Here is a 22,867-nt window from a genome sequence, read left to right on the forward strand (position 1 = left end):
GGAAGTATCCCCTTCGGCCACGGGACGAAAACAGGGAGATCTCAGGGGATGCAGATCGTTTACCACCGCCATGTCGATGACGAGGAAATTGGCCCCACGGCCGCCAATGTCGTCGAGACGACCGATGCCCCGGCAACGGCCGGCACGGGCTATGCCATCGCGGTCGGCGACACGTTCTCGGGCACGCTGAACCCCGCGGGCGACCGCGACTGGGTCGCGGTCGAGCTGGAGGCCGGGCACACCTACGATATTTCCCTCACCGGAAGCCCCTCGGGCCATGGCACGCTTTCCGATCCCTACCTGCGGGTCTACGATGCCAACGGCAACCTCGTGACCGCCAATGACGACGGCGGCACGGGCTTCGAGTCGCTCGCCACCGTCACGATCAGCGTCTCGGGCACCTATTACGTCTCCGCCGGTTCCTACCGGGACAGCTATGGCGGCTCCTACCGGATCTCGGTCAACGAGTCCGGTCCGGTCGAAATGGCCGATCTCGACACGATGGCGGCCTACCTGACCGACGGCTACTGGCAGGATAACGGCGCAACCCGCCGGTCCTTCGACACCTCGACCGACAACGTCATCACCGTCAACATCACCGCCCTGACCCCCGAGGGGCAGGAACTGGCGCGGATGGCCCTGGCCGCGTGGGAAATGGCGGCGGATATCAAGTTCCAGGAGGTGACGGGCGCGGCCGACATCACCTTCGACGACAACGACAGCGGCGCCTACGCCACCTCGACCGTCTCGGGCGGGCGGATCATCTCCTCGCGGGTCAACGTCTCGCAGGACTGGGTCGACACCTACGGCACGTCGATCGACGCCTATGCCTACCAGGCCTATGTCCACGAGATCGGCCACGCGCTCGGGCTGGGGCACCAGGGTGACTACAACGGCAGCGCCGTCTACGGGCGGGACGAGGTCTTTGCCAATGACAGCTGGCAGCTCTCGGTCATGTCCTATTTCTCGCAGACCGAGAACCCGACGACGACCGCCTCCTACGCCTTTCTCGGCACGGTGATGATGGCCGACATCATCGCCATCCAGTCGCTATACGGCGCCCCCGGCGCCGGCAGCGCGACGGCGGGCGACACGATCTATGGCGCGGGCACCAATCTGGGCGGGCATCTTGGGACCGTCTTCGCCGCGCTGGCCGGGGTGCCGGTTTCCCCGGACGAGATTGCCGGCAACGGGCTGGCGGCCACGATCTACGACGTGGGCGGCATCGACACGATCGACCTCAGCCCCAGCCCCACCGACAACCGGCTCGACCTGCGGCCCGAGCATTTCTCCGATATCGGCGGCCTGGTCGGCAATCTCGGCATCGCCCGCGGCACGATCATCGAGAATGCCGCGATGGGCAATGGCGATGACCACGTCACCGGCAACACGGCCGACAACGAGATCCTCGGCCGCGGCGGCGAGGACACGCTGCTGGGCGGCGACGGTGACGACCTGATCAAGGGCGGCGCCGATGACGACCTGATCGAGGGGGGCGCCGGCAACGACGAACTGCGCGGCCAGAACGGCATCGACGTGATCCATGGCGGCGACGGCAACGATTTCCTCGCCGGCAACAACGGCGACGACACCATGAATGGCGATGGCGGAAACGACAGCCTCAAGGGCGGTTTCAACTGGGACACGCTCGATGGCGGCGCCGGCCAGGACCTCGTCATGGGCCAGAACGGCAACGACACGATCGCGGGCGGCGCCGATGACGACACGGTCATGGGCAACAACGGCAACGACGTGATGGATGGCGACGGCGGCGACGACCTGCTCGACGGCGGCCCGGGCAACGACATGATGCGCGGCGGCACCGGCAACGACACGCTCGACGCCGGCACCGGCCGCGACACGCTGGTCGGCGGCGCCGGCAATGACGAGCTGACCGGCGGCAACGGCGACGACACCTTCGTCTTCCACACCGACACGGCGACCGGCCACGACACGATCACCGATTTCGAGGACGGCATCGACACGATCCGCCTCAACGGCACGGTCGAGTTCGACGACCTGACCATCAGCGCGGCAGGGCCCGACGCCGTGGTCACCTGGAGCGGCGGCTCGGTCACGGTCGAAGGCGCCTTCGGAGCCATCGACGAGGACGATTTCGTCTTCGGCTGAGCGCCGCGCCCAATAAAGGCGGCCGCCCGGTGGGGCGACCGCCTGGAACTTTCCTGCCGTGACAGGCGCGCGCGTTACGACGCGGTCTTGGCCTTGATGGCGTCGATCATCGCCTGTTCGGTCATGTTGACCCGCAGACCGTCACCATCGACGGCAAGGGCATTCTTGCTGATCACCACGTGTTCGGTCGAGCCGTCGATCGAAGTCTCCATCTGCGTGTCGAGATCGACCATCACCATGTCATCGGCCAAGTCGGCCTTGTGGACGGTGCCGACAAGCTCGCCATCGCTGGTGCGCACCTTAGCGTCCTGCGTCAGGGCGGCGTCAAGCTGCGCGCCCGCGTCGCTGGCGGCGTCGTAACCGGCCTCGGCGGTGGCGGCGGCGGCATCGACGCCCAGCTTCACGGTGTTCTCCATGAACTCGCCTGCTTCCTGGGCGGTCTGACCCAGCTCTTCACCGACACTGGTGGAGCTTTCGGCCTGGGTCTCCATCTCGACCTCGGTGTCCATCTGTTCGGCCGACAGCGGGGCTGCGGCGATCAGGGCCAGCGCGGCGGTGGTGGCGGCGATACTCTTGCGGAATGTCATGGGGATTTCTCCTTTGCTTGCTGACATTGCGTCGTGCAACAGGACAACCCGACCCGCCCGGGCGTTGTTCCATGCCGAATCCGGCCGGGGAAAACCGGCATTTGCCCGCCGAAACGCCGCCCCGTTCGGGCCGAAAAAACACGTTATGAGGGAAAATGGCGCACCTGTCAGGATTCGAACCTGAGGCCTCTGCCTTCGGAGAACTACGGTCCATAGTCGTTTTCCTTATTTTATTGGATGAGCTTTCGCAAGTGTTCCCGAAACGTCTCAAGAACACAACGGTATTCCGCGGACATTCCGCGGACAGCGTTGAATTCCGACCTCTCTTAGAATGCAGTTGCAGCCGAACGCTGATGGTCCGGATGGTGGTGACCATAAACGCGGATTAGCGTTTCCTCGCTCATACCGAGAAAGCCGGACGCCTCCCATGTGGGAACGCCGGCTTGCATGAGCCAAGTCGCGCACGTGTGCCTCAGCGTGTGAGGCGAAACATCATGAAGCCCGGCCCGGCGGCAGGCGCTTGCGAATCCACGTTTGACGTCGAGTACCGGTTTACCGGCATACGAAACAACGGGGCCCAGATCATTCCCCCACCGCCGGGCACGTCTTAGGTGTGCAAGCAGCTTCGGGTTGATCGGATTTCGCCCACGTCGTTTTTTTGTGATCCGACGACCGGGTGTCTCCCAATCGATCAGACCCCGCTCAAGGTCTACCTGCGACCATCGGAGAGAAAGGATAGCTTCCTTCCTCTTTCCCGTGTACAGGCCGATCAGAATAAACATTGGAAGGTGACCGCGTGATTTCCCACCAGCACGTGCGGCGCGCAACAGTTGAGCAGCTTCCGTCCTTGTCAGCCATCTGTCACGACTCGGCGGCCTTTCCGGCAGTAGCACGGGGATCTGTTGCGTTAGCCGCCGCGCGGAGAAAGCATGGTTTAGCGCAGCACGCATCACCCCGAGCTCTCGGCGAATGGTCCCGTCCGACCGATCACGCCAGCGCCTGTACTCGTCACACGTTAGCGGAGAGACCTGCGCAGCGGTCTTGCCGGTCCAAAACTCGGAGAGAGGCACAAGCGCATAACCTACCCTCTGCGGTGTGGTCATGCGTTCAGCGGATTCTTCTGCATAGTCCGCCAGAAGATCGTTGATCAGGACTTGAGAGGGATCACGCGGGCCGGCGTCTCGCTGTCGGATGTGGAGCCATTCGGCGAAGACCTCTTCAGCTTCTCGCCGATCCGCCGTGCCCGTGCTGCGCTGCCGGCTTCGGCCGCCGTCAGTCCAAGTGATGTAGTAGCAGCCTCGTTTTTCGAGCCAGCGCAGTTTTGGCCCTTGGTTTCTTCTGGGCATGTTGGTCCCCCTCGCAACATGGCGCCAAGGTATTCTTCGACGGCGTTCTCTGGCAAGAGATACCTGCCGCCGACTTTCGCGTGCTGGATCTCCCCGGAATGGATACCGTCTCGGATCTTCGCCTCGCTTAGAGGCCCGTTCTTCGCAGCTTGTCGAATGGTCAACCACCCCATAGGCACATCTCCATCGTGTCGTTCTCAGAGCGCACGACTCCTCCTTTCGGACGCGCGCGCGTCCGTTGTTTTCGACTGGATTTTCAGAAAAAAGGCGCGCATCGAACGCGCACAAAAAAGCCCCCACGCTATCTAGCTGGGGGCGGCATCGCTTCTCCTGCGATTGTTATGAACAATGTCAATATGAGTAGGAAATGTCAATGAGCGTTTTTCTTTTAATATCAAAGCACTGACTTAATATTAGGCTTTTCGCGCTCTTCCGTGGCCCCTTTTGGTCGATCATGTCCTCGAATTGATCGGCCGGGATATTCCCCGTCCGCATCGCCTGCTTGTGCTGGTGCGGAGACATGCCAGCCTCGCGGGCGGCATCGGTGCGGGAAATCAAAGGGTGGTCGTCCGCCTTTTGTTTTTTGGCGTTGTGCTTGGTAGCCGGCTCAATCTGCTGCATCAGCTCGGCATAGCGGCGCAGGGCCCGGCCCGCTATGCCTCGGCCGTTCCAAGTCAGTCGAGCAGAAATGGCTCACCACGACGATAGGAGACGCGTGGCATCCAAACCCAATTCAGGTTCATGCGGGGGCAGACGGTTTTTATCAGTTTGCTTGTCTTGATCATGCATCTTGCAACGAACTGGCTGTTTGAGAACTTTTCGAGCATTTTCTTTCCTCCGATGTTGCGGTAATACCTTTGGTATCAAATACAGGGGCAGGTAGTGTCAATACCAAAAGTATCAACCGAACAGGTGAAGGCCGCACGCGCTTTGCTGCGATGGTCACAAAACGAACTCGCGCGAGCCTCAGGCGTGTCGGTTCCTACGATTAAACGGCTCGAGGCACAGATCGGCCTGATCGGCGGTCGAACTGAAACCTCGGTCGCCATCTGCTCCGCCTTAGAAGCCGCCGGAATTCAGTTCTTCAATGAAAACGAAGACGCCGCGGGCGTCAGTTTGAGAAAGGTCAAAAATGAAGAAAGTAGCAAATAAGGAAGCTGCGGATGCGGTCAAAGATATGCATCGCGGCCTGCACATCGCTATGGATTACCTTTTGAATCGGAACGATCCGGAAAAGGCAGAAGAAGTCCTGCGGGAGTTAGATTTTCACATGTCGAATTGGATCAACCAAACCAAGATTGCGAAGTAATCCGCGCCGCCCTAAAGGACGTCAGCGCCGGCGATCGTTTCAGGTGCCGCATTTGCGGCAGCTAAGTTGCGGCGTACGGTGTCGTTGTTTACAGTCCCATCCGCCTCCGCGACTTAAGGAGCTCGCGGGCAAAGTCGATCACTTCCTGAATTTCGCTTTCATCCATGTATGCGACCGCCGCCCAAAGTCGAGCTTCACTTGAAGGTTTCATGTCGATCCTCATTCCTTTGTTTCAGGCCAGATCGTATACCCTCCAAACGTTTGTTGCTAATCGCAAATAGCGACACGACTCTTTGATGAAATTTTGCTATCAAAATGGGATCAGAGATGTCAGGAGATTATGATGAAAGAAAACGACAACACCAAAAATCTTGATGCAATCATTGGGGTTTTGCGGGAATGGCGCCGGGAAAAGGCAGCCGACATTTCCTACGGTATGAAAGATGGAATCGACTTAACGAAGCTCAACGATTTACTCGAACTACACAGAAAAATAGTTGAGCTCGAAGACGTTCGGAAGGATGAAAGGTCGACGATTTCGAACGGCGCACTTTCTGGCCGTCAACGTTGAATAAGCCATTTCGCTTTGTTTTGCCTTTTATGTAGAAATGCCTTCATCCCGGCCATTCCACCACATCTTCTTGAGCAATACCGCTGCGCTTTGTGTCGCGTCCTAAAAGTTCTGCCGCATTGCAAACAGGCCCGCTGGTACTTGTTCTTTTGGCGTTCCTTGCTCGCCAAGGATTGGCAGCGAGAGCTGCAATATTTCGCAGACCATCTGAGCGCTGGCGACACGGGCCCGCCGCACCAGAGACAGGGAGGCCGGGTCAGTTTGCGTTCATCTCGTGCAGCCTTCTCGAGAGCGTAAACGCTGGCGCAATAGCATCGGTTCGAACAGTATTTTCTGTGAGTTCGCGAACCCTCGGGAAGCTCTTTGCCGCAGTGCTCGCACCGCGCCTTCAGGTCCAGCTCGCCGCCGCTTTCGCGGCCCAAGCTTCTGAGCTTTCCTTGCGCCTTCGAATCGCGTTGTGATGCGCATCTGCGCAAAGCGTCGAGCAGAACTTTGTTTGTTCCCAGGTCAGTTTCTTGTGACATCGGATGCACCTTGTTCTTTCGATTTGAAGTCCCGGCAGGGCGACGTGCTCGCGCTGACCTTCATTCCAATCGGGCCGCTCGGCACGAAGGCGTCGGTAAACTTCATCAAGTACGCTTCGGGCGGCCAGATCCGCGTCGCGCCACCGCCAACCCTGAAGGCACAGATCGGCCCGCACAACCGCGTGAAGCGGGCCCTCAAGACCGAAGATGGACAGGATCATGCCTGCCTCTAAGGCGAGCCGGTGCAGTGCGACCATATCCGTGACCAGAGCGTCAAACCGGCCTTTCCCGAGCCGGCCTTTGATTGCATCCCGTCTCCGCCGAGCGAGCCGCCGTTCCATGTGTGGCGATATCATGAGCATCGAGGCCCCTCCCGGTCATATCTCCCAATCCACAAGGCGCAGCGCTGCGTCTGCGTCGACACCGCCCTCCTTTGCCATCACCAGCAACTGCACCACCTGGGCTGCGGCCCTCGCCCGCCCGCCAGCATCGAAAGCTTGCAACGGAGCGAGTACGTCGATGCTCACTTCGGCGCCGAATTTCCGGCCCGCCTCTTCCGCGATCAGCTCGGCCACCGGCTGCAAGGTCCAGGTCGCCAATTGCCGCTGACTCTCGCGTACAAGCGGCCCCTGCGCCGTGGTATCGAAGAGGGACGGCAGAACACCGTAGGCCGAAAGGATGCCCGCCCGCGCCGCCTTCAATGTCTCGTCGATCATTGCCCTCGACAGATCCGGCGTCACGTCGCTCGGCCGCCAGTCCTGCGCCGGGGCAGGCCCACCCGCCGCCTGAACGTTGACCGACTCCCGCAACAGGACGCGACCGCGCCGGCCACGGAATCCACGGCCCAGATCTTCCAAGTCGGTATCCGGGGTTTCCGGAAATGGCAGTACCTGAGTGCCGATCGGCGCGTTTTCATAAACTTCGCTCAGGGCAGTCTCGACCGCGTGCAACAGGCTCGCCGTCAGGCTGGCCCGCCGGAGCGGCGCAACGCCCGTCCAAGGCGCCGAAGGATCGGCCCCGATCCGCACATGCAGCACCTCGGGCGCCAGCGCTGTTCGCGTCCGCCCGCCGCCCACCTCGGGGATGGACAGGCGATAGGCCCGTGGCTCACCGTCGCGCGTGCTCAAGTCCCAATCGGTTGCCGGGATCAGCCGTGTGTCGCCGATCAGGAAAACCGCCTCGCCCCGGAGCGCCACGGAGCGGCCCAGCAAGGCCATTGTCCGCCGGTCCAGTAGATCGGCGCCCGAAACATCCGCAGAGGCCATAGCGCCCTCCCAGAGACTCACACAGGACGAAGCCGTTGCCGTCAGTTCGGCAAGCCCGCGCGAGCCCGAGATGTAGGACCACCTTGCGGCGATAACCTCGGAGGTGAAACCCGAGCCGCTGGCCCGTTGCTCGACGGGTTCGGCCCGCCGTCTGAATAGATCGAGAATGCCCATCACGGCGCCCTCCTGTATTTCCTGAGAAGATCGGCAGCGCCGCTCAGATGAAGCGCACGCGCTCGCCATGTCGGGTTTCGATCGAAGCTTTCGCTCAGCCCACCAATACTGACTTCGTACCTCCCCGCCCCGTGCCGTTCCGCAGCCTCTGCCATGTAGGCGTCGAGCCGCGTGACCGCCTCTTGAACCGCCGCCGGAACATCGTCCGCATCGGCCCCCACCGTAGCGGTGAACCGGTAGGTTTCGCCGTCGAGCACGTACCCGCCTAGCGGTGAAGGATCGAGCGTCACCGCCTGCCAGGTCAGATCCTGCCACTTTTCGGTTGCGGTAATCGTCACCGGTTTCAGGTCGGGCGCCCACCATCCCGCTCCCTCGACAGTCCAGTTCACTTCGCGCTCAGACCAGCGCCATGAAATCCATTCCTCAATGCGCGACCATGCCAGCCCCGCATTATTGAGATCGGCGGGCACCGCCGGATAGGTCTCCGGCTCTTCCTCATCCCGTTGATAGGTGTTCATGTTCACCTCCACCTCTGGACGGCGTGAAGCCGTGACGGTTGCAGCACTGGCCCAGGCTCCCAGTTTCGTTTCTCGACCTCGGAGTCCTTGAAGGCCGGACGAACCACGATTGAGAGCTCGTAAAGTAGCGCTTCGCGAACATGCCGGATCAAGGCACCGCGCCGCGGGTCGCCATTTTCATCGAGCGTGCCATCGTCGGGCTCTTCCTCGATGAATTCCGGCTCGGCCACGGCACGTTGCGGCGGGATGCGAAAACCCGGCGAGATTCCGAACGCCAGCCCCGCGCCGATCTGAGCGATCACATCCTTGCCGTAGCTCGTTTGCGAGATCTCTTCGGCAACATCGGCGGTGAAGGTGAGCGCGTCGTCGGAGTCCGTGAGCGCAAGCGTGCCGGTCAGTTTTGAGGCTAAGGGGCGGTTGAAGTCGTGACCCACCAGCAAGTGAATTTCCTTCGTCGGATCATCGACGCGGAACGCGAATGCCCGAGGCTCGAAAACTTCCTTCTTCGGCCTGCCGGTGCGGCCGCCGTCACTGAGCGTCGCGGTCTTACGATAGGGGAAGCGGCCGGCCAGCCGGACGCCGCCCTCGGATCGGCGGCGGACCTCAAGCCCGCCGCCTTCAAGATATGCCCCGAACAGCATTACTGCAGCCCGGTCAGAACTTCGAGTTGTGCCGGTCGCGAAACCGTCGTGTCCATCGTGCACAAACCCGTCACGCGCAGACCGCCTGAAGCGGCGTCACTGTACGGGTCGCGGATCATGTCGACTGCTCCCCACGTGGCCACCCAGAACGGAGGCACACCGCCGGCAACTGTCGTGAGCAGCGCCTTGCTTTCCTCGGGCGAACCAGACGGGGCCTCAAGAGCATTCGGTGAAACCGTAATGCTCTTCAACTGTCGCATCATCTTGTCCCAATCAGTCTCGCTGGCGCCTGTGAAGACCGGACCGTTATCAAGCTGATTGTACACTTCGGGACGGACGAGAAGACGGACATCTGACGGCGAACTCGCCGCGGACCCAGCCATGAAACGCACAATCGCACGTCGAAACTCAGCCCAAGACGCATAGGCCGAAACATCGGTTTCGGTGATCGAATACCCCGATGCGCCCGCGACAACCCCGTCAGGCTCGCCGCTGGAACCGCCACCAAGGAACACCACCCGGTCCAGCTCTTGGGCAATGCAGCCGTTCATGTCGCGCCGCACTGCTTGTTCCAGTGCTGCACCGGCCTGCTTGAGCGTCTTGCGCGTGAGCTTCATCGTGATTCCGAGCGTGTGATCCGGCGCCAGGGGCCGGTCGATGGTGGCGTAGGCGGTTGGTCCTGCCACGTTGCCGGTCTCCGAGGTCTGCCAGCCGGCCGAAACGCTGGAAGTGGCGACGGGAAATTCGAGCTCTCCCTGCCCTACGTTGATCATCGCGCCACCCATGCGACCGGCGACGGATTGCGGGAAAAGCCGGTCGATGATTGGGCGCGTCTGCACCGGATCAGGCGTGCCGCTGGCGATGGTCTCGCCTGCACGCTGTTCCAGCGCCTGCCACGGCACCGGGACGCCCTGATAGGTGCCTTGGCTGCGAAGCTCCTGCACAATCTCGGCTGTCTCACCGTCGATCTGATGACCGTGATCTAGGGCCATGGCGACCTGGCGCACCTCGAAGCGGCCGAGCAGGTCGGCCCATTCGTTATCGGATCGGGTTTCGAGATCCTTTCCCGCCTCCCGGCGTTCCTCGTCTTCTGCCACCAGTGCCGCGCGATAGCGGGTTTCCAGCTGGCGATATTCCTTGTCGCCGGCCTCCATGGATCGCACCTCGTCCTCCGTGGGCTCGGCCTTCGCAGCGAGCGCAGCCAGTTCCTGCCGCAGCTCGGAACGCCGCAGCTCGATCTTCTTCGATTCAAGCATCTTTAACTCCTATGTGCTCGATGGGGTTGCGGGTCGTGTCCCGCAGCAAGTCGCGCCACGCTCGGCGCTCAGGGGAAAGCTCGGGGAACCCAAGTTCGCGCCGAGTTTTCTTCGTGTGGCACCCGCCACACAAAGTCTGTAGATTGATGAGCTCGAAGGCAAGTTCCTGTTTTGTTCTCACAGGCTCGATGTGATCGACCTCGAGGCGGTGACGGGAACCGCACTTCACGCACTTGAAACCATCGCGCCGCTTGGCCGCCAGCCGCAGCGCCGGCCACCGCCGGTCACGGTAAACCCATGTACCGTGCCTCTGGTACTTCATGCCCATAGATACGCCCCCGATTTCTTCTGCGGCCGAGCTGTCATCCGGGCGCCCTGGGCAACAGCCAGTACGGTTGCCGCCGCGGCGTCGATCCGCCCGAGGCTGCGCCCCTTTGCCAGTTTGTGATTTCCGGCCGGGTCAACCAGTGTGATGGCGTCCGCGAATGCGCTGCGTAGCAGCAGCGATGGCGCGCTTTTCACCTGGCCCTCGAAGAGCGCGCGCCGGAAACGCTCGATATCTTCTGCGCCATCCTTCCATCCGAAGCCGCGCCAGATGAATGGCACCCGGTCTAGCCCGGCCTTTGCCAGCGCTTCGATGAATTCAGCATGGCGGAAGCGATCGCCGACGATGGCAACCGGCGCTTGACCGTTCAGCTTCTGCGCCACCCCTGCAAGCCATGGGCCCACCGGAACGGTGGTTTCGCCGAGCGCGACCAGCTCGCCACGCTTAGCCATCTCGACATATCGCCCACGCACGCCGTCAGCGGCGCCTCGATCCGACAAGCTGGGTTTTGTCGGGAATGCTCCAAATGCCTCGAGGCGCCCGGTCTCAGGCCAGTACAGCGCCACGGCCGACATGCTCCGGCTGCCCCCGAGATCCACACCCAAGACGACCGGGCCCTCGCGAGCCGGCAGAGCATCGGGCGCGACCTCTGCCGCAAGCCATTCGTCTACCGAGATCAGGACGGATCGGTCGTCTGTGGCGACGCGCTCATTTCGGTTCAGGTTGCGGAAGCTCGACAGCGCGGAGCCGCCGCGAGCCATTGCCCGCCGCGCCTGCGCCACCAGCCAGTCAGGCGTTGGCCCGATGCCTTCCTTGGCGCCCGGATTGGCGATCAGCAGGCTTACCAGATCATCGGGCGGCAAGCCCGGCTCCGGCCGGTGTTCCTGCACATACGTGCCCGGCGGGGGCTCGTCGATCCACCGGCTGAGGGTGTTAGTGTCATCCGGGGCCGAGGTGCTGATGATCAGCGCCCGGCCGTCACGTTTGCCGAGGCCCGACAGGATTGCGTTTTCCAGCGCGTCGCCCTTCTCTCGCTCCCACGCCGCGCGCTCGTCGAGGATTGCCAGAGTCGGCGCACCGCCGAGAATGGATTTGCCATCGGCCGCGATGACGCGGGCCAGGCCACCGCCGGCCTCGGCCGTCTCCACTTCCAGCTTCGATCCGCGCCGAATGTCGAAGTCGTACTTCTCCCGGTCCTCCTCCGGCAGCCCGTCAATGAAGCCGAGAAGGAACCCGAAAGCGATCTTGGCCTGATCCCGGTTTCGGGCAGCGAAGATGATCTCACGTCGAGGCTGAGGCGCGATCTCTCCGACCAGATGGCCCAGAGAGACGCCAGCGGATAGCGCGGTCTTGGCCGCCCCCCTGCCCACGCTTAGCACGCCGGTCGCTACATCCTTGGCAAAGGCACCCCTTACGAAATCCTTCTGGTAGCTCGCCAGCTTCAATCGCCGACCGGCCAACCGGCCTTCCGGAATCGTCAGCTGCGGCAGGAACCGCAGAGCCGCCATCGCATCCTTCGAGGCACGGCCCATCAGATCGACCCCCCGAAATTTTTTCGGAGAGAGAGAAGAACACCTCCTCCGTCGTTGCTCACCTCCTCACAGACGCCGACGAAGGCTCCGCGCACGATCATGTCACACCTCCGGCAACTGCAAGCTCGGCCTGCTGCCGCGCCTCGCGCCGTTGGATCTCGGCTAGGACGGTGCTTCGCTGCTTCTTCGGTGTGGAAAGGCGCTTGCGCGGGTTGGTTCGTTCCGCGAGCTCGCCCTCCATCCAGTTCCGCCAAGACAGAGACAGACTCGAGGGCATATTCACCTGATCGCCCCACCAGATCCGAAACTTCGTCGTTTCTTCTTCGATGTCGTATTCAGTGAACCCTTGGGAAAACGCCCAGCGCCGAAGCTCTTCGTCAGGTTCGAAGTCCTTCAATGAAGACGAAGTCGAACCTGCAGCGGCCTTTTCTGCTTCTTCCCTTTTGAGGTTCTTAGGGGTTTGTCTTCTTATAGCGTCCGGTTTTCCCGTATCCGGCTCAGCCGTATCCGGTTTTTCCGGACACGGTTCGGACCCCTTGTTTTCAGGGCTTTCATTGATATACCAGACCGATTCAACGAACCTGCCTTGGTCATCGCGCCGCTCTTCGATGCGAAGATAGCTTGCGTCCTGAAGTTCGCGCAGGATCTTGTAGTACTTATCCTTCTTGATGCCGGCGTCCCGCATGAGGTTTGCCGGATGAAACTCGTAGCTGTCGTCGTGCGACATGAGCATCGCGAGGAAGCCCCTCGCAGCGATGGAAATACTGCGGTCTCGCAGTGCGGCGTTAGGGATTGTCGCGTACGCGCGCTGCGGACGGACGGTCCGGTGTTTGATGCTCATACCGCACCCCCGACCGTCACACTATCAGCGAACGCCCTGAGCTCATCTCGATCGTGGAAGATAAATTTGGCCCGCACGTGCTTTCCGAGCACTGTCACGATGTACGCAGGGCCGCACGCCCGATCCTCAATCACACAGGTCAGCGCCGCTCCGCCTGGCGCCTCAGCCGGCCGCATATGAATCAGCTGTCCGATCATGCGGCACCTCTGGACAGGTGCAGCGCGAAAGGATTCCGCGGACATAAAGCGGACACTGCGATCAGTTCCGCCGCGTTTGGTACGGCTAAGTTATTGGAAAGGTTGGCGCACCTGAGAGGATTCGAACCTCTGGCCTCTGCCTTCGGAGGGCAGCGCTCTATCCAGCTGAGCTACAGGTGCCTACGCGGCGGGGTATAGCTTTCACGACGGCGCCCTGCAATCGCGAAATGCGCCCCCGATCATGTTTCCGGCCGCCACAATTCACCGGCCGCGAAAGTTAAGAGGCCGCAATCCCTGGCGGGAATGCGGCCTCTTGATGTTTTATACTCACCAGAAATGGTCGAGCGGTCAGAGACCGTTCGATCAGATCGGGTTGCCGTACTTGTCGTAAACCGGTTCCGGAACGACCATCGGCGCGGGCTCTTCCTGCTGCTGTTGAGCACAGGCGGTTGCACCGAAGCCGATTGCCAGCAGCGTGATAAGCTTGATCACTTTCATAAGGGCAGCTCCTTTCGCATTAAACACGGTGGATAAAACAACGAATTAATTCCTTTGTCGACCGTCTTTTCACGTTACCGCGATGAAATCCGGGAGACTGGCGCAAGAGATTGGCGGGTGTTGCCTAGTTGACGCACATTGGCCGGTTTTTGGCCTCTTTCAGGCCCGAATCCGCCGAAGAATCAGGTGAATAACTCGTGTGCGAGCTCCAGCGCCTCGACAAGCGTGTCGACTTCTGACTCGGTATTGTAGAGCCCGAAAGACGCCCGGCAGGTCGCCGTCAGCCCGAGGTGATCCATCAGCGGCCCGGCACAATGGTGGCCCGCGCGCACCGCCACGCCCTTCTTGTCGAGGATGGTCGAGATGTCATGCGCATGCGCCGCGCCATCGAGCGTGAACGAGAAGATCGCGGCCTTGTCCGGCGCCCTGCCCTGCAACTGCAGCCAGTTCAGGCCCGACAGCCGTTCAACCGCGTAATCGCGAATCCTGTCCTCGTGGGCGGCGATGTTCTCCATCCCCAGGCCCATCATGTATTCGAGCGCCACGCCCAGCCCGATGGTCTGGACGATGCCGGGCGTGCCGGCCTCGAACTTCATCGGCGGGTCGGCATAGGTGACCTCGTCCTTGCTGACCTCGCGGATCATGTCGCCACCGCCGAGGAACGGGCGCATCTCGGCCATCCGCTCCTTCCTGACGAAGATCGCGCCCGAGCCGGAGGGGCCATACAGCTTGTGCCCGGTGATGGCGTAGAAATCACAGCCGATCTCGTCGAGGTTGACCGGCATGTGCACCGCCGCCTGGCTGCCATCGACCAGCACCGGAACGCCCTTTTCATGCGCCGCGTCGCAGATCGCCTTCACGTCGACCTTGGTGCCCAGCACGTTCGACAGGTGCGAGATCGCCACCAGCTTCGTTTTCGGCCCGATCGCGTCGATCACCTTCTGCGGATCGAGCGACCCGTCGGCCTCGGTATCCACCCATGTCAGCTTCACCCCCTGCCGCTCGCGCAGGAAATGCCAGGGCACGATATTGGCGTGGTGCTCCATCACCGACAGGACGATCTCGTCGCCTGCCTCCATCCGCGGCATGGCCCAGCCATAGGCGACCATGTTGATCCCCGCCGTGGTGCCGGTGTTGAGCACGATCTGCTCGGCATCCGCCACGCCGAGGAACCGCGCGATGATGCCGCGCACGCCCTCGTATTTCTCGGTGGCGATGTTCGACAGGGTGTGCAGGCCTCGGTGCACGTTGGAATACTCGTGGGAATAGGCATGGGTGATCGCGTCGATCACCACCTGCGGCTTCTGGGCCGAGGCGCCGTTGTCGAGATAGACCAGCGGCTTGCCGTTCACCTCGCGGCTGAGAATCGGAAAATCGGCGCGGATGGCCTCGACGTCATACATGGTCATCTCCCTGTCATCCCCAGCCCGCCCAGCAGGGCGGTCAGGATCGTCATGCCGATGGAGAAGGTCACCACCGTCAGAATGCAGACGCCCGCCGCCTTCAGCAGGCCGTCGAATCGGTGGGCGGCGGCGATCAGCGCCAGCGTCGCCCACAGCCCCCAGAAGAAGGCGGCGATCATCATCAGCCCGCCCACCAGCGGCAGGATCAGCCCGATCAGGAACAGCACCACCGCCAGCACCAGCGACACGACCTGAAGCCAGATCATCACCGCCAGCACGTCGGCCAACGCGCCCTTCCCGCCGAAGGCCAGGCCGATCCGGTGCAGCAGCACCACGGAAATCAGCGCCTGCGCCCAGTTCAGCAGCGCGAACAGAAGCGGCGTGTGATAGGCCGGCGACATCTGGATCAGCTCGCCCATCTCGCCGGGCGGCAGCGGGGCCACGTAGAACACCGCCGACACCATCAGCGACAGCAGCACCGACACCAGCATCAGCGCGATCCACAGCCCCTGCATGGGCCAGCCCATCTCGATCACCAGCGCACCGGCCTGCCGCGGATTGGTCAGCGTCAGGCGCAGCATCGCCCGGAACCATGCGATATTCATGACATGCCCCATTCCGCCTCGCGCAGGTTCGACAGCCAGAACCACAGGAACACCGCGACCCAGACAACGCCCACGCCGGTCAGCCCCGGCCCCGGCCCGATGAACCCCGCGACCAGCCCGAACAGCAGCAAGAGCGGGCTCGCCGCAAGAAAGGCCCAGAACAGCGCCAGCCGCGCGCCATAGCCAGTGCCGCGGGCGCCGAAGGCCCGGCTGGCAAGGTGGCTCAGGAAGGCCAGCGCGTAAAACGCCAGTGGTGCTATGAAGATCCAGCCCAGCAGCGCCCCGCCCAGCAGCGGGTTCAGCTCCTGCCCGGTCAGGTGCGCCTCGCGCGCCAGCCTTGGCCATTGGCCGATGAAGGTGACAAGACAGCCCGCCATCAGGATGGCCAGCGCCCTGCCCTCGTTCTCGCCCATCGCCAGAAGCCGCCGCATCACCGGCCGCGGCCCCCGGTAGGAAGCCACGATATCGGTGGTGACCGGCATCAGCCGCGCCGGCGCTGCAGCCAGGCGTCCAGCCGGCCGACAAGCTCTTCGCGCAGGGTCTCGTCCTCGATCTCCTGCACCGCCTCGGCCAGGAAGGCCAGCGTCAGCAAGTCGGTCGCGATCTCCTTCGGCACGCCCCGCGCGCGGAGGTAGAACAGCCCGTCCTCGTCAATCGCGCCGCTCGTGGACCCGTGCGAACAGGCCACGTCATCGGCGTAGATCTCGAGCTCCGGCTTGGCGTCGAACTCGCTGTCATCGTCCAACAGCAGCGACTGGCTGATCTGGTAGCCGTCGGTCTTCTGCGCGCCCGGCTTCACGAGGATCTTGCCCTGGAACACGCCCCGCGCGCCGTTGCGCAGCACCTTCTTGAACACCTGCCGGCTTTCACAATTCACCGCGTCATGGGTGACGAAGACCGTGTCGTCATGGTGGAAATCGCCATCGCCCACGCAGGCGCCGGCGATATGCGCGGCGGCATCGTCGCCCAGCATCTCGACCACGCATTCGTTCCGCGTCAGAACGCCGTTCACCGTCAGGGTAAAGGTCTTGAACGTGCTCTCCTTGCCGAGCCTTGCGAAGATATGCGTGGCCGCCCGCCGCTCGTGGTCGCGGCCCTGCGTGCGCACGTGGTGGAAGCCGGCACCATCGGCCACGTCCACCTCCATCACCTTGTTGAACCGTGCCGCCGCCGGGCCGTTCTCCAGCACCGTCAGGTCGGCGCCCTCGTCCAGCTTGATGACATGGTGCAGGATCGCGTCGGATGTCTCCGACCGATGGTGATAGATCAGGTTGATCGGCTTGCTCACCCGGCCTGTGACATGGATCAGCAGCCCATCCTCGGCCAGCGCGGTATTCAGCGCCGCCAGGGGCCGCTCGACCGGGGTCTGCCCCCGCTCTTCCAGCACGCCATAGACGTCCTTGGCCCAGTGGATGTCCTTCTCCGCCGCGTCGCTCAGCCGCTCGATGCTGACGCCCTCGAGGCTCAGGTCATCGCTGGCGCCCTCGTCGAACTTGCCGTCGACAAAGACGATCTGCAGCCGGTCCACGCCGTCATACATCGGCCCCTCGTCCGCCTCGAACACGGCAGCCGCCTGCACCTCCGCCTGCACCAGCGTATCGGGCCGGGTATATTTCCAGTACTCGTCGCGCCGGTCCGGCAGGCCCATCGCCCGCACCCGGCCCATCGCCGCCTCGCGCGCCGCGCTGGCCCAGGCCGCCCCTTCGGGCAGGCTCAGGCCGTCAAGCCGCGCATCGGTCGCATCGGTTTTCGCCTTCGGCAATGCCATCAGGCCACCTCCCCCTGCAGGTCCGTATAGCCGTGCTCCTCGACCTCGAGCGCCAGCTCGGGCCCGCCGGTCTTGATGATGCGGCCATTCGACATGATGTGCACCACGTCCGGCTGGATATGGTTCAGCAGTCGCTGGTAGTGGGTGATCACGAGGAAGCTGCGCCCCTTGTCACGCAGGGCGTTCACCCCGTCCGAGACCAGCTTCATCGCGTCCACGTCGAGGCCCGAGTCGGTCTCGTCGAGAATGCACATCTTCGGCTCGAGCACCGCCATCTGCAGCACCTCGTTGCGCTTCTTCTCGCCGCCCGAGAAGCCCACGTTCACAGGGCGTTTCAGCATGTCGGCGTCGATCTTCAGCGTCTTCGCCTTCTCACGCACCAGCTTGAGGAAATCGGCCGCGCTCATCTCCTCCTCGCCGCGCGCCTTGCGCTGTGCGTTGAGCGCGGTGCGCATGAAGGTCATGTTGCCCACGCCCGGAATTTCCACCGGGTACTGGAACGCCAGGAACAGCCCCGCCGCGGCGCGCTCTTCCGGCTCCATGTCCAGCAGCTCCTCGCCCAGAAGCGTGGCGCTGCCCTCGGTCACCTCATAGCCATCCCGGCCCGACAGAACATAGCTGAGCGTCGACTTGCCGGACCCGTTCGGCCCCATGATCGCGTGCACCTCGCCCGCGCCCACCTTCAGGTCGACGCCCTTCAGGATCTGCTTGTCCTCGTCTTCAAGATCGACGTGCAGGTTCTTGATTTCCAACATGTTCTAACCCTTCTTCATCTCTGCCGCGGGGGCCGTGCCACCGGGCGCATTTTCCTTCATCCGCGCAATCTGCGCATGTGTCATCTCAGTCTCGGCGGCGCGCCTCGCGTTGAGCGCCGCCACCTCCCGTTCCATCTGCCGGCGGCTGACCACGCGATGGATCACCGCGCCCACCACGAACCCGGCACCGATCCCCACGGCCAGCGCCACGCCCGCTGAAACCACCGCATAAGCCGAAAGCCCGACGATGATCGCCACCGCCGAGCCGCCCAGCCCCGCCAGCCGCCCGGCATCCATGTGCCCGGGATAGTCCAGCCGCGTCAGCAGCCATTCCTCTGTGGCGTTCCCGGTCATCGCGCGGCCCTACTCGATCACCACGGCGGTGCCGCTCGCCGATACCATCAGCATCGACTGCCCCACCACCTCGTAATCGAGATCGACGCCCACGACCGCGTTCGCACCCATCGCCGCCGCCCGCGCCTCCAGCTCGGTCATCGCCGTGTCGCGCGCATCCTGCAGCTTGCTTTCATAGGCGCCCGAGCGCCCGCCGACGATATCGGTGATCGAGGCGAAGACATCGCGCACGACATTCGCCCCCATGATCGCCTCGCCCACCACTATCCCCTTGTAGGACGTGATCCTGTGGCCCTCGATATTGTTGGTCGTGGTGATGATCATGCCTCGCCCTCCCAGTAATCGCCGCTCGTCTCCTTGCGGCCGATGAACCGAAGATGGGCCTCCATGAAATTCGCCCCCGGCGCGATGGCCAGCGCGGCGAATTTCCCACTGTCGGGATACTCCACCACGTCCGGGTCTTCCATCGTGGAAATGCTGAGGTATTTCAACACGCTGTCGCCCGTATTTATCAGCTGGTGCGCGGTCTCCGGCCCGCCCTTCGGCGCGGCACAGACGTCGCCGGCCCGCACCGGGTATTCCGCCTCGCCGAAGCGATAGGTGCCGGTCCCCTCGAAGATCACGAACATCTCGTGCTTGCCGAGATGGTTGTGAAACGGAAAGGCCCGCTTGCCCGGCTCGACGACCGTGTACATCGCGCCCAGCCCGGTCGACCCGATCGCCGCGCCCATCGGCGCCACGGTCGCGCCGAACCGCGCGCTGCCTTCCGGCGGCCGCGTCGGCATCGCCGGCGCGTCTTCCACGTTCAGTACAGGCTGCGTCATCTCCGCGTCCTCAGTCAAAACAAGTTAACAGGTCCACCGGGGCGAAAATATTCCACTCATGGCTACACGCCGCCGGATTGGGATAGCCCCAATCAACGACGATACCGGGGATCAGAACCCAATTCAGAACCGTTTCCCCAACGCCGGCGCCAAGGGCCATATCAAGCCTCGCCCCATCATGGAATCGCCAGATCCCGGCGGGATAGGTAGGCGCGACGAACAACAGCGCCACGAAGGAAAACACCATCACCCGGACGATCCAGTCCCGTATCGCCGGCCGGGTCATCAGCCCACCGACCCTTCCAGCGAGATCGCCACAAGCTGTTGGGCTTCCATGGCAAATTCCATCGGCAGGGCCTGCAGCACGTCCTTGCAGAAGCCGTTGACGACAAGCGCCACCGCCTCCTCCTCGTCCATGCCGCGCTGGCGGCAATAGAACATCTGGTCGTCATCCACCTTCGAGGTGGTGGCCTCGTGCTCCACCCGGCTCGAGTTGTTCTTGACCTCGATATACGGCACCGTGTGCGCCCCGCAGTCGCTGCCGATCAGCAGGCTGTCGCACTGCGTGTAGTTCCGGCTGTTCTTGGCCTTCGGGTGCATCGAAACAAGCCCCCGATAGGTGTTCTGCGCCTTGCCCGCGCTGATCCCCTTCGACACGATCCGCGACCGGGTATTCTTCCCCAGATGCACCATCTTGGTGCCGGTATCGGCCTGCTGGTAGTTGTTGGTGATGGCGATCGAATAGAACTCGCCCTGGCTTTCATTCCCGCGCAGGATGCAGCTCGGATATTTCCACGTCACGGCAGAGCCCGTCTCGACCTGCGTCCACATCACCTTGGCCCGGTCGCCCCGGCAATCGGCGCGCTTGGTCACGAAGTTGTAGATGCCGCCCTTGCCGTTCTCGTCGCCCGGGAACCAGTTCTGCACGGTCGAATACTTCACCTCGGCGTCTTCCTCGACGACGATCTCGACCACCGCGGCGTGAAGCTGGCTGGTGTCCCGCTGCGGCGCGGTGCACCCTTCGAGGTAGCTGACGTAGCTGCCCTTGTCGGCAATGATCAGCGTCCGCTCGAACTGCCCGGTATTCTCGGCATTGATCCGGAAATAGGTCGACAGCTCCATCGGGCAGCGCACCCCCGGCGGCACGTAGACGAACGACCCGTCCGAGAAGACGGCCGAGTTGAGCGTCGCGTAGAAGTTGTCGCTCACCGGCACGACACTCCCGAGGTATTTCTTCACCAGCTCCGGATGCTCCCGGATCGCCTCGGAAATCGAGCAGAAGATCACGCCCGCCTTCTGCAGCTCCTTCTGGAACGTGGTCCCGACACTGACGGAATCGAACACCGCGTCCACCGCGACCTTCCGGTCACTCTGCCGGCCCTCGGCGGGCACGTCCTCGGCCCCCTCGACACCCGCAAGGATCATCTGCTCCTTCAGCGGGATGCCAAGTTTCTCGTAGGTTTCCAAAAGCTTGGGGTCCACCTCGTCCAGCGACTTGGGCTTAACCTCCATGCTCTTGGGGCGGGCATAGTAATACTGGTTCTGGAAGTCGATCTGCGGATAATCGACCATCGCCCAGTTGGGCTCCTTCTTCTGCAGCCAGCGCTCATAGGCCGCCAGCCGCCAGTCGGTCATCCACTCGGGCTCGCCGTTCTTCTCGGAAATCAGCCGCACGATATCGGGCGTCAGCCCCTTCGGCGCATATTCCGTCTCGATCTCGGTTTCCCAGCCGTGCTTGTAGGTGCCGGCCTCGCGGACCGCATCGACCGTGTCCTTGTCGACGCCTTCCTTCACGCGTGTTTCGTCCAGTGCCGCCATCTTCAAGCTCCTTTCAGCTCACGCCGCGCGGGCGCGATGCTTTGCATGCTGCCTTGCCCAGGCTTCGGCAAAGCGTGTCACGTCGTCCTCACTCGTCCCGGGGCCCAGCGACACGCGCACGGCGCTTGCCGCCTGGGTGTCGCCGTAACCCATCGCCCCCAGAACCCGGCTCGCCTTCACCTTGCCGCTGGAACAGGCCGAGCCTGCGGATATGGCAAACCCCGCCAGATCCATCGCCATCACCTGTGTCTCGCCTTTCCATCCGTCGGAAATGAAGCAGGAGGTGTTGGGCAGACGCCGATCCGATTTCCCGACAAAAATAGTCTCTCTTGCCGATTCCTCAAGCAGAGTTTCTAGAATGTTTCTAAGTTTTTCCACCCTGGCCCAGGCCCCCTCGGCCTGCTCCCGGAGCGCCGCTTCAATTGCGGCCCCGAACCCCGCGATTCCAATGATGTTTTCCGTGCCGGACCTGCGGCCCATCTCCTGCCCGCCACCCGGCGTCAGCGCGGGGAAATCCACCCCCTGCTTCACGATCAGCGCGCCCACACCCTTCGGTCCGCCCAGCTTGTGGGCCGAGAGAATGGCGAAATCCGCCCCGCTCCAGGCGAAGGAGAACGGAATACGCCCCACTGCCTGGGTGATGTCCAGCAGCAGCGCGCCCTCGCGCGGTTCCGGCTCGGTCACGATCCCGGTCTCGGAATTCGCCAGCCCCATCGCGTGAAGCGGCGCGCCCTCGCCCGTCTCGCGCCGATGCGCCCAAAGCGCATCATGCGCCGTCGCCTGAACCTCCACCGGCCCCGGCCAGCGCTCCATCACCCGCGCCGCCTCCGTCGCGCCGGAGGTGAACACCACTTCCTGCGGCTTGCACCCCACGGCCTCGGCCACCTGCGCCCGTGCCCGCTCCACCAAGGCCTTGGCCGCCCGCCCCTCGCCATGCACGCTCGACGGGTTGCCGGCCACGTCCATCGCCGCCACCATCGCCTCGCGCGCCTCGGGCCTCAAAGGCGCCGTCGCGTTATGATCGAGGTAGACCCGCGCCACTACCTTGCCCGCTTCTTCTGGCTAGAAATATCCCGGGGAGCGTTGAAACACCACAAGGGTTTCAACGTGGGGCAGCGCCCCCAACCACGGCTTTCACACCCACAGGTCACTGATCGTCGACCACCGGCACCAGCGTCGGCACGATCGGACAGGGCGTCAGCGCATTCTCCACCACGTCCGACAGCCGGGTCTGGTGCAGGAAGACGTAGACATGCGCCGACAACCCCTCCCACAGCCGGTTCGCCATCGACTGCGCGCGCGAGCCCGACGTGGCCCCCGAGGCGCCCGCGCCCTTGTGCAGCGCGTCGACCGTCTCGTCGACCGCCTGCAGCACCTCGCAGATGCGGATTTCCGAGGCCGGCCGCGCCAGGCGATAACCGCCCCCCGGCCCGCGCACCGATTCCACCAGCTCCGCCCGCCGCAGCTTGACGAACAGCTGCTCCAGGTAGGGCAGCGACACCTTCTGCCGTTTCGAGATTTCGCCCAGCGTCACCAGCCCGTCCTTCTGGCTGAGGGCGATGTCCACCAGCGCCACCATCGCGTAACGCCCCTTCGTGCTGAGTTTCATGGCCCCGACCCTCGCGA

29 protein-coding genes and 1 tRNA gene are annotated in these 22,867 nt (G+C 63.1%); 5 read left to right on the forward strand and 25 right to left on the reverse strand.

The genetic code is table 11. The annotated features are described in order from the left end of the window. The first annotated feature begins 48 nt into the window (after positions 1-48). Complete coding sequence (locus ACO07J_RS10980) at positions 49-2,130, forward strand: M10 family metallopeptidase C-terminal domain-containing protein (protein WP_422028856.1); 2,082 nt, start codon at positions 49-51, stop codon at positions 2,128-2,130. 74 nt (positions 2,131-2,204) lie between these two features. Here ACO07J_RS10980 and ACO07J_RS10985 read toward each other — a convergent pair whose 3' ends face one another. The 4 genes from ACO07J_RS10985 to ACO07J_RS11000 form a co-directional block, all read right to left on the reverse strand. Beyond that, positions 2,205-2,717, reverse strand: a complete 513-nt coding sequence (locus ACO07J_RS10985; RefSeq protein WP_422028857.1) for a hypothetical protein — start codon at positions 2,715-2,717, stop codon at positions 2,205-2,207. A gap of 326 nt (positions 2,718-3,043) precedes the next feature. Then, positions 3,044-3,820, reverse strand: a complete 777-nt coding sequence (locus tag ACO07J_RS10990) for a site-specific integrase (protein ID WP_422028858.1) — start codon at positions 3,818-3,820, stop codon at positions 3,044-3,046. A 44-nt stretch (positions 3,821-3,864) separates the two neighbouring features. Beyond that, the gene (locus ACO07J_RS10995; RefSeq protein WP_422028859.1) at positions 3,865-4,236 is read right to left on the reverse strand and encodes a helix-turn-helix domain-containing protein; all 372 of its coding nucleotides are present in this window, start codon (positions 4,234-4,236) and stop codon (positions 3,865-3,867) included. 178 nt (positions 4,237-4,414) lie between these two features. Beyond that, positions 4,415-4,684: a hypothetical protein gene (locus tag ACO07J_RS11000; protein ID WP_422028860.1), complete on the reverse strand. Its 270-nt coding sequence runs from the start codon at positions 4,682-4,684 to the stop codon at positions 4,415-4,417. A 261-nt stretch (positions 4,685-4,945) separates the two neighbouring features. Here ACO07J_RS11000 and ACO07J_RS11005 point away from each other — a divergent pair, with 261 nt between their 5' ends. The 4 genes from ACO07J_RS11005 to ACO07J_RS11020 all read left to right on the forward strand — a co-directional run bounded on the left by ACO07J_RS11005 (position 4,946) and on the right by ACO07J_RS11020 (position 6,700). Next, on the forward strand, positions 4,946-5,215 hold the full coding sequence (locus ACO07J_RS11005; RefSeq protein WP_422028861.1) for a helix-turn-helix transcriptional regulator: 270 nt from the start codon (positions 4,946-4,948) through the stop codon (positions 5,213-5,215). Next, entirely contained in the window at positions 5,196-5,372 is a 177-nt protein-coding gene (locus ACO07J_RS11010; protein WP_422028862.1) for a hypothetical protein, read from the forward strand. Before ACO07J_RS11005 ends, ACO07J_RS11010 begins: the two co-directional genes overlap by 20 nt. A gap of 343 nt (positions 5,373-5,715) precedes the next feature. Further along, positions 5,716-5,943: a hypothetical protein gene (locus ACO07J_RS11015; RefSeq protein ID WP_422028863.1), complete on the forward strand. Its 228-nt coding sequence runs from the start codon at positions 5,716-5,718 to the stop codon at positions 5,941-5,943. A gap of 568 nt (positions 5,944-6,511) precedes the next feature. Continuing rightward, positions 6,512-6,700, forward strand: a complete 189-nt coding sequence (locus tag ACO07J_RS11020; protein WP_422028864.1) for a hypothetical protein — start codon at positions 6,512-6,514, stop codon at positions 6,698-6,700. Positions 6,701-6,844: 144 nt separating this feature from the next. Here the strand turns inward: ACO07J_RS11020 and ACO07J_RS11025 are convergent, their stop codons facing one another. From ACO07J_RS11025 to ACO07J_RS11125, 21 genes are all read right to left on the reverse strand, one after another. Then, the gene (locus tag ACO07J_RS11025) at positions 6,845-7,906 is read right to left on the reverse strand and encodes a phage portal protein (RefSeq protein ID WP_422028865.1); all 1,062 of its coding nucleotides are present in this window, start codon (positions 7,904-7,906) and stop codon (positions 6,845-6,847) included. After that, positions 7,906-8,424, reverse strand: a complete 519-nt coding sequence (locus ACO07J_RS11030) for a hypothetical protein (RefSeq protein WP_422028866.1) — start codon at positions 8,422-8,424, stop codon at positions 7,906-7,908. The genes ACO07J_RS11025 and ACO07J_RS11030 overlap by 1 nt, the downstream gene beginning before the upstream one ends. 2 nt (positions 8,425-8,426) lie before the next feature. Next, a complete protein-coding gene (locus ACO07J_RS11035) occupies positions 8,427-9,065 on the reverse strand; it encodes an HK97 family phage prohead protease (RefSeq protein ID WP_422028867.1) in 639 nt (212 codons plus the stop codon). Then, the gene (locus ACO07J_RS11040; protein ID WP_422028868.1) at positions 9,065-10,321 is read right to left on the reverse strand and encodes a phage major capsid protein; all 1,257 of its coding nucleotides are present in this window, start codon (positions 10,319-10,321) and stop codon (positions 9,065-9,067) included. The genes ACO07J_RS11035 and ACO07J_RS11040 overlap by 1 nt, the downstream gene beginning before the upstream one ends. Beyond that, positions 10,314-10,649, reverse strand: coding sequence for an HNH endonuclease (locus ACO07J_RS11045; protein WP_422028869.1), 336 nt, complete (start codon positions 10,647-10,649; stop codon positions 10,314-10,316). Before ACO07J_RS11045 ends, ACO07J_RS11040 begins: the two co-directional genes overlap by 8 nt. Continuing rightward, positions 10,640-12,178 (reverse strand): terminase large subunit domain-containing protein, encoded by a 1,539-nt coding sequence (locus tag ACO07J_RS11050; protein WP_422028870.1) that lies wholly within the window; start codon positions 12,176-12,178, stop codon positions 10,640-10,642. The genes ACO07J_RS11045 and ACO07J_RS11050 overlap by 10 nt, the downstream gene beginning before the upstream one ends. A 97-nt stretch (positions 12,179-12,275) precedes the next feature. Further along, positions 12,276-13,019 (reverse strand): hypothetical protein, encoded by a 744-nt coding sequence (locus ACO07J_RS11055; protein ID WP_422028871.1) that lies wholly within the window; start codon positions 13,017-13,019, stop codon positions 12,276-12,278. A gap of 300 nt (positions 13,020-13,319) precedes the next feature. Beyond that, positions 13,320-13,396, reverse strand: a tRNA-Arg gene (locus ACO07J_RS11060). A gap of 183 nt (positions 13,397-13,579) precedes the next feature. Then, complete coding sequence (locus ACO07J_RS11065) at positions 13,580-13,714, reverse strand: hypothetical protein (RefSeq protein WP_300895847.1); 135 nt, start codon at positions 13,712-13,714, stop codon at positions 13,580-13,582. A 182-nt stretch (positions 13,715-13,896) separates the two neighbouring features. Next, the gene (locus tag ACO07J_RS11070; RefSeq protein ID WP_422029761.1) at positions 13,897-15,117 is read right to left on the reverse strand and encodes a cysteine desulfurase; all 1,221 of its coding nucleotides are present in this window, start codon (positions 15,115-15,117) and stop codon (positions 13,897-13,899) included. 2 nt (positions 15,118-15,119) lie between these two features. Next, positions 15,120-15,722, reverse strand: a complete 603-nt coding sequence (locus ACO07J_RS11075; protein ID WP_422028872.1) for a YIP1 family protein — start codon at positions 15,720-15,722, stop codon at positions 15,120-15,122. Further along, positions 15,719-16,204 carry a YIP1 family protein gene (locus tag ACO07J_RS11080; RefSeq protein WP_422028873.1) on the reverse strand — a complete coding sequence of 162 codons (486 nt, stop codon included), beginning with the start codon at positions 16,202-16,204 and terminating at the stop codon, positions 15,719-15,721. Before ACO07J_RS11080 ends, ACO07J_RS11075 begins: the two co-directional genes overlap by 4 nt. Next, positions 16,204-17,490 carry a Fe-S cluster assembly protein SufD gene (gene sufD, locus ACO07J_RS11085; protein WP_422028874.1) on the reverse strand — a complete coding sequence of 429 codons (1,287 nt, stop codon included), beginning with the start codon at positions 17,488-17,490 and terminating at the stop codon, positions 16,204-16,206. The genes ACO07J_RS11080 and sufD overlap by 1 nt, the downstream gene beginning before the upstream one ends. Then, positions 17,490-18,245: a Fe-S cluster assembly ATPase SufC gene (gene sufC / locus ACO07J_RS11090; RefSeq protein WP_422028875.1), complete on the reverse strand. Its 756-nt coding sequence runs from the start codon at positions 18,243-18,245 to the stop codon at positions 17,490-17,492. Before sufC ends, sufD begins: the two co-directional genes overlap by 1 nt. Positions 18,246-18,248: 3 nt before the next feature. Then, positions 18,249-18,599 (reverse strand): hypothetical protein, encoded by a 351-nt coding sequence (locus ACO07J_RS11095; protein ID WP_422028876.1) that lies wholly within the window; start codon positions 18,597-18,599, stop codon positions 18,249-18,251. Positions 18,600-18,608: 9 nt separating this feature from the next. Further along, positions 18,609-18,923, reverse strand: coding sequence for a heavy metal-binding domain-containing protein (locus tag ACO07J_RS11100; RefSeq protein ID WP_422028877.1), 315 nt, complete (start codon positions 18,921-18,923; stop codon positions 18,609-18,611). Then, positions 18,920-19,423 carry a cupin domain-containing protein gene (locus ACO07J_RS11105; RefSeq protein ID WP_422028878.1) on the reverse strand — a complete coding sequence of 168 codons (504 nt, stop codon included), beginning with the start codon at positions 19,421-19,423 and terminating at the stop codon, positions 18,920-18,922. The genes ACO07J_RS11100 and ACO07J_RS11105 overlap by 4 nt, the downstream gene beginning before the upstream one ends. Before the next feature lie 10 nt (positions 19,424-19,433). Beyond that, positions 19,434-19,709 (reverse strand): hypothetical protein, encoded by a 276-nt coding sequence (locus ACO07J_RS11110; RefSeq protein WP_422028879.1) that lies wholly within the window; start codon positions 19,707-19,709, stop codon positions 19,434-19,436. Continuing rightward, positions 19,709-21,241: a Fe-S cluster assembly protein SufB gene (gene sufB, locus ACO07J_RS11115; RefSeq protein ID WP_422028880.1), complete on the reverse strand. Its 1,533-nt coding sequence runs from the start codon at positions 21,239-21,241 to the stop codon at positions 19,709-19,711. The genes ACO07J_RS11110 and sufB overlap by 1 nt, the downstream gene beginning before the upstream one ends. 18 nt (positions 21,242-21,259) lie before the next feature. Beyond that, positions 21,260-22,282: a cysteine desulfurase family protein gene (locus ACO07J_RS11120; protein ID WP_422028881.1), complete on the reverse strand. Its 1,023-nt coding sequence runs from the start codon at positions 22,280-22,282 to the stop codon at positions 21,260-21,262. A gap of 106 nt (positions 22,283-22,388) precedes the next feature. Beyond that, positions 22,389-22,850: an Rrf2 family transcriptional regulator gene (locus tag ACO07J_RS11125; RefSeq protein ID WP_422028882.1), complete on the reverse strand. Its 462-nt coding sequence runs from the start codon at positions 22,848-22,850 to the stop codon at positions 22,389-22,391. Positions 22,851-22,867 lie beyond the last annotated feature (17 nt).

Source organism: Roseovarius sp. (assembly GCF_965228755.1).
GTDB lineage: Bacteria > Pseudomonadota > Alphaproteobacteria > Rhodobacterales > Rhodobacteraceae > Roseovarius.

Bases quoted from the DNA above. Each gene is read 5' to 3' on its own strand.
- ACO07J_RS10980 (WP_422028856.1), top strand. From the start codon at position 49: ATGCAGATCGTTTACCACCGCCATGTCGATGACGAGGAAATTGGCCCC.
- ACO07J_RS10985 (WP_422028857.1), bottom strand. From the start codon at position 2,717: ATGACATTCCGCAAGAGTATCGCCGCCACCACCGCCGCGCTGGCCCTG.
- ACO07J_RS10990 (WP_422028858.1), bottom strand. From the start codon at position 3,820: ATGACCACACCGCAGAGGGTAGGTTATGCGCTTGTGCCTCTCTCCGAG.
- ACO07J_RS10995 (WP_422028859.1), bottom strand. From the start codon at position 4,236: ATGGGGTGGTTGACCATTCGACAAGCTGCGAAGAACGGGCCTCTAAGC.
- ACO07J_RS11000 (WP_422028860.1), bottom strand. From the start codon at position 4,684: ATGCAGCAGATTGAGCCGGCTACCAAGCACAACGCCAAAAAACAAAAG.
- ACO07J_RS11010 (WP_422028862.1), top strand. From the start codon at position 5,196: ATGAAGAAAGTAGCAAATAAGGAAGCTGCGGATGCGGTCAAAGATATG.
- ACO07J_RS11015 (WP_422028863.1), top strand. From the start codon at position 5,716: ATGAAAGAAAACGACAACACCAAAAATCTTGATGCAATCATTGGGGTT.
- ACO07J_RS11025 (WP_422028865.1), bottom strand. From the start codon at position 7,906: ATGGGCATTCTCGATCTATTCAGACGGCGGGCCGAACCCGTCGAGCAA.
- ACO07J_RS11030 (WP_422028866.1), bottom strand. From the start codon at position 8,424: ATGAACACCTATCAACGGGATGAGGAAGAGCCGGAGACCTATCCGGCG.
- ACO07J_RS11035 (WP_422028867.1), bottom strand. From the start codon at position 9,065: ATGCTGTTCGGGGCATATCTTGAAGGCGGCGGGCTTGAGGTCCGCCGC.
- ACO07J_RS11040 (WP_422028868.1), bottom strand. From the start codon at position 10,321: ATGCTTGAATCGAAGAAGATCGAGCTGCGGCGTTCCGAGCTGCGGCAG.
- ACO07J_RS11045 (WP_422028869.1), bottom strand. From the start codon at position 10,649: ATGGGCATGAAGTACCAGAGGCACGGTACATGGGTTTACCGTGACCGG.
- ACO07J_RS11050 (WP_422028870.1), bottom strand. From the start codon at position 12,178: ATGGGCCGTGCCTCGAAGGATGCGATGGCGGCTCTGCGGTTCCTGCCG.
- ACO07J_RS11055 (WP_422028871.1), bottom strand. From the start codon at position 13,019: ATGAGCATCAAACACCGGACCGTCCGTCCGCAGCGCGCGTACGCGACA.
- ACO07J_RS11065 (WP_300895847.1), bottom strand. From the start codon at position 13,714: ATGAAAGTGATCAAGCTTATCACGCTGCTGGCAATCGGCTTCGGTGCA.
- ACO07J_RS11070 (WP_422029761.1), bottom strand. From the start codon at position 15,117: ATGTATGACGTCGAGGCCATCCGCGCCGATTTTCCGATTCTCAGCCGC.
- ACO07J_RS11075 (WP_422028872.1), bottom strand. From the start codon at position 15,722: ATGAATATCGCATGGTTCCGGGCGATGCTGCGCCTGACGCTGACCAAT.
- ACO07J_RS11080 (WP_422028873.1), bottom strand. From the start codon at position 16,204: ATGCCGGTCACCACCGATATCGTGGCTTCCTACCGGGGGCCGCGGCCG.
- sufD (WP_422028874.1), bottom strand. From the start codon at position 17,490: ATGGCATTGCCGAAGGCGAAAACCGATGCGACCGATGCGCGGCTTGAC.
- sufC (WP_422028875.1), bottom strand. From the start codon at position 18,245: ATGTTGGAAATCAAGAACCTGCACGTCGATCTTGAAGACGAGGACAAG.
- ACO07J_RS11095 (WP_422028876.1), bottom strand. From the start codon at position 18,599: ATGACCGGGAACGCCACAGAGGAATGGCTGCTGACGCGGCTGGACTAT.
- ACO07J_RS11100 (WP_422028877.1), bottom strand. From the start codon at position 18,923: ATGATCATCACCACGACCAACAATATCGAGGGCCACAGGATCACGTCC.
- ACO07J_RS11105 (WP_422028878.1), bottom strand. From the start codon at position 19,423: ATGACGCAGCCTGTACTGAACGTGGAAGACGCGCCGGCGATGCCGACG.
- ACO07J_RS11110 (WP_422028879.1), bottom strand. From the start codon at position 19,709: ATGACCCGGCCGGCGATACGGGACTGGATCGTCCGGGTGATGGTGTTT.
- sufB (WP_422028880.1), bottom strand. From the start codon at position 21,241: ATGGCGGCACTGGACGAAACACGCGTGAAGGAAGGCGTCGACAAGGAC.
- ACO07J_RS11125 (WP_422028882.1), bottom strand. From the start codon at position 22,850: ATGAAACTCAGCACGAAGGGGCGTTACGCGATGGTGGCGCTGGTGGAC.